Below are 3,679 nucleotides of genomic sequence, written 5' to 3' on the forward strand. Positions count from 1 at the left end.
CCTGCTGCCCACTGCGCTGGACGCGGCCGGAGCAGCCTACCCCTCGCGCCACGGAGGCAGGGAGATCGCTCCATGCGACGGGCTGAGTTTGATGAGTGTGCTCAGGGGCGCGGGCCACGCGGGCCACGATGAGCTCTACTGGGAGCATCTGGGCAACCGGGCTATCCGCAGGGGGGACTGGAAACTGGTGTCGCGGCGCGGGGATGAAGACTGGAGCCTTTATGATATGCGCGCCGACCGGGTGGAGCTCGACGACCTCAAAGAGAGCAACCCACGGATCGCCGGGGAGCTGGAAGGGATGTACTCCGCCTGGGCGCGGGAGATCGGGGTGCGGGAGAGCGTCTAGGGTAGAACCGCGCGTTTCCCTGCGTGTTTTCGTGGGAAAATCAGTCCAGCGGCGGCAGGAAAGCCTCGATCAGCAGCGCGGGATCGGCCAGCGCGGGGATCAGCTTGCGCTGCAGAGGAGCGCTGAGCGTGACCTCGCGGTCGCCCTCCAGAAACAGGTTCGTGCAGAGGCGCAGGGCGTAATATTTAGTATAGATACCCGGTTCCAGCGTGAATCCCAGGCCGGGCATGATCTCGCGGTTATCGAGGAACAGATAGCTGTCGAACCGCACACCGAAATTGCGTCCGCGGCGGTTCAGGTTGTAGCCCAGCGGACGAGGAAGAACGTGCGGGTCCCTGCCCAGCAGCGGCCGCGCCGCCTCGTCGACTTCCCTGCCTGTCAGGCTTTTTCCACCTTTGATCCGGCGGGCTACCAGCGCCAGGGCCGTGTCGGCGGCGGCTGTGATACGGTTCCAGCTTTGTTTCATTCCTCCCGGCACGGAATCGGCGACCACCACTGTCCAGCCCAGCCGGGCGAACATCGCCTCCTCGTGGTCCTTCCTGCGGGCGGCGACCTCGAGATAGACCACGCTGTCCCGGCCGATTTCAACTCGTTCCTTTTTTGATTTTGACGGCACGTGGCTTTCCCGCAGCGTGTGCGCGCCAACCGCAACCATTACCGGCTCCACCTCCTCGAGGTCCAGATCGTCCAGATTCCTGCTGATATGGCGGGCCAGGTCGTAATCGGTTATTCGCTTGCCACGGCTTATCCTGTCGCGCAGACGTTCGAGCGCGACAGGCAGAATGGAGTCCAGCCTGGCGGCGGCGTACTTGTGGCTCTCGACCTCATCGACAGTCCAGCGCGTGTGGTAGAACGACAGCAGCGAACCGGAGGGCCTGAACTTCAGGCCGATCTCCTTCAGCAGCTCGACCGTACCCAAATCCACTTGGGACACCTCCGAGACCTCGAGCCTCGGCGAATAGTTAAGCGCGATATCGCGGGCCACCGTAAAGACGCGGTCGGCAAGAGCCTGCTTCATCTCGTCGTAGCTTCTGTAGGTGGTGGGGTAGAACGCCACGCCCTCGAACAGGTGCTCGTCGTCCGGATGGTAGATCAGGAACGGTTTGCGCAGGGTGGACATCCCGCCGTAGAAAATGAACCAGCGATGATTCGTCTCTCCCCGCAGGCCCAGCAGTTCCTCCTCGATATCGCCGAACCTGCCGTGGCCGGTGAACAGCCAGCCGTCGAAGCGTTTATCGAGCATCCAGTTCTGCATACTGGTATAGATCTGCGGCGAGATCAGGTCGCGTCCGGTGGCGGGGATGATTTCGGCCGCTGACCGGCCGGGGGTGAAGACATGCCAGCTGCAGAACGCAATCAGGACAGGCCATAATCGCAGGGACATCGCTTATCTCCGAACGTGGTGAACAGTTAGTCAGTCGCTCAGCACCAGCGTCCCGTAGACAGACGGCTGGCGGAAAGGGCTGGCCCCGCACCAGTCCCACAGGTGCTCGTCCGGGCCCTCTGCATCACCGGCTGCAAAATTTATACCCAGCCGTACACCCTCGGCCGGAGATTTGCCGATTTCCTGCCAGGGGACAGCCAGTTCCACGCAGAACCCCCGGTCCGTGTCCGAACTGTCGTTCAGTGTCCCGTCGAAACTGACCGCGAACAGGGCCTCGCTGTTCCAGGTGGCGTCGCTTCTGCCCTCCGGCGTACCGCGGTCGTCCTTGACCTGGCCCAGGATATTGACGTGGTAGACGATATCGTCCTCAAGCCACTCGTCGGTCCGGTCCAGCCGCGGGTCGATCAGGACCTCGATCATGTCGTCCTTGTAAAGCGCCTTGTGGTCTCGCTCGTACTGGTGGCCCACCAGGTATTTGTCTGCTACTTCATAGGCCACGTACAGGTATTTCTCGTCCCATAAAGTGTAAATTTTGACCCCGTTGGGATCGGCAACATCTGCCGGGTCATCCAGGCGCATCGTGTCCGCTGCCCGCCACGCATCTTCCACCCGCCCATCGATTGCGATCTGGCCCGCCGCGCGCGGACAGCCCAGAGATTTCCCGTCTGCTTGCCCGTTGCTTGTCTCTCCGTAGCCGGAACACGCAGCCAGGGCCAGCAGCAGGGAGACGGAGGCAGCTTTGAGAGCGTAAATGCGAAGGGAGGGAAACATGGGATGATCTCCGTTTGAGGTTGCGGAGTTCCCGGCAAGACGGCCTCGCGCTCAGTCCTTTTTGCCGCGGGATTGCCAGGCTTCACGAAGTTTTTCCAACGTCACCACGGGATCCTCGACAATCACGCGGGTGCCGCCGGAAACTATCTCCAGCACGCCGGTTTCGTTGCGGTGGCGGGGTACGATATGGCAGTGCAGGTGCTCGATACTGGCCCCGCTGGTGGCGCCGACATTGTAGCCGATATTGAACCCCCGCGGCCCGTAGACAGACTCCAGGATATCCATGAGCTCGTGCAGAAGGCGGTGTATTTCCAGGGCGTCGGCCTCGCTCATTTCCCGCAGGTCGGTGATATGCCTCAGCGGAAAAATCAGCAGGTGGCCGGGGTTGTAAGGAAACAGGTTGAGCGAAATAACCATCCGCTTCGTCCGGCCCACCTCCAGTCGCACCACCTGCTCGTCGCCGTCGCGGATGGCGCACAGGATACAGGGCACATCGGGCTTGACGCCGCGTACATAGTCCAGCTTGCCGGGAATAAACAGGTTGCGCTCGATCTTCATCCGCCACCGTCGCCTGAATGGGTTGATATCGGCAACTGCAAACCGTAAGTTAGCTGGCCGTTCCCGCTAATGCAAGCAGGGAATAAAGGTTGACAAATTGTCTGTGATGTGTATATTTATGCACTAATTATGAATAAATATACACCGGAGACTGCTCGATGCCCGACAGGCAGAACCGACGGTCGCTGATTCTCAAGCTGGTTTCCGAGCGGCCGGTCGGCAGCCAGCGCCAGCTTGGCGAGCTGCTGAAACAGAGCGGCGTCAGCGCCACCCAGGCCACTCTCTCGCGGGATATCCGCGAGCTGAGGCTGGTCAAGGCGGCCGATGGCGAGGGTGGGCTGCGCTACATGCGGGCTCTCCCGCACCGGGCGGGCGCCGGGCTGGCCGCCGGGCCGGTGGTGACCGGCATGGACCACACGGGCAACCTGCTGGTAATCCACACCCTGCCCGGATTCGCCCAGTCGACCGCGGCGGCGATAGACGGTCTGGGCTGGACCGAGGTGCTCGGCACCGTGGGCGGGGACGACACGGTGATGGTGGTGCTGGCCGAAAAGGCAAACGCTGCCGGGGTGCGGGGCAGGATGCGGCTTTTCTTAAACCCGTTATGATTGTATTATAAG

General features: G+C 61.9%; 4 protein-coding genes and 1 pseudogene (1 of these 5 cut by a window edge). 2 read left to right on the top strand and 3 right to left on the bottom strand.

Going from position 1 to position 3,679, the window contains the following annotated elements; translation table 11 throughout:
* Window positions 1-346: pseudogene (locus FVQ81_14025) on the top strand (arylsulfatase) (it extends 1,151 nt beyond the left edge of the window).
* 40 nt (window positions 347-386) lie between these two features.
* Here the strand turns inward: FVQ81_14025 and FVQ81_14030 are convergent.
* The 3 genes from FVQ81_14030 to FVQ81_14040 are packed head-to-tail and all read right to left on the bottom strand — an operon-like array spanning window position 387 to window position 3,059.
* Window positions 387-1,730 (bottom strand): M24 family metallopeptidase, encoded by a 1,344-nt coding sequence (locus tag FVQ81_14030; GenBank protein MBW7997663.1) that lies wholly within the window; start codon window positions 1,728-1,730, stop codon window positions 387-389.
* A gap of 30 nt (window positions 1,731-1,760) precedes the next feature.
* Window positions 1,761-2,501: a hypothetical protein gene (locus FVQ81_14035; GenBank protein MBW7997664.1), complete on the bottom strand. Its 741-nt coding sequence runs from the start codon at window positions 2,499-2,501 to the stop codon at window positions 1,761-1,763.
* Between the two features lie 51 nt (window positions 2,502-2,552).
* The gene (locus FVQ81_14040; protein MBW7997665.1) at window positions 2,553-3,059 is read right to left on the bottom strand and encodes an HIT domain-containing protein; all 507 of its coding nucleotides are present in this window, start codon (window positions 3,057-3,059) and stop codon (window positions 2,553-2,555) included.
* 158 nt (window positions 3,060-3,217) lie between these two features.
* Between FVQ81_14040 and FVQ81_14045 the strand changes: the two genes are divergently transcribed.
* Window positions 3,218-3,667, top strand: a complete 450-nt coding sequence (locus FVQ81_14045; protein MBW7997666.1) for an arginine repressor — start codon at window positions 3,218-3,220, stop codon at window positions 3,665-3,667.
* Window positions 3,668-3,679 lie beyond the last annotated feature (12 nt).

Source organism: Candidatus Glassbacteria bacterium, from assembly GCA_019456185.1.
GTDB lineage: Bacteria > Gemmatimonadota > Glassbacteria > GWA2-58-10 > GWA2-58-10 > JAJRTS01.

Excerpts from the sequence above, each read along its gene's own strand:
- FVQ81_14030 (MBW7997663.1), bottom strand. The coding sequence starts at position 1,730 with ATGTCCCTGCGATTATGGCCTGTCCTGATTGCGTTCTGCAGCTGGCAT.
- FVQ81_14035 (MBW7997664.1), bottom strand. The coding sequence starts at position 2,501 with ATGTTTCCCTCCCTTCGCATTTACGCTCTCAAAGCTGCCTCCGTCTCC.
- FVQ81_14040 (MBW7997665.1), bottom strand. The coding sequence starts at position 3,059 with ATGAAGATCGAGCGCAACCTGTTTATTCCCGGCAAGCTGGACTATGTA.
- FVQ81_14045 (MBW7997666.1), top strand. The coding sequence starts at position 3,218 with ATGCCCGACAGGCAGAACCGACGGTCGCTGATTCTCAAGCTGGTTTCC.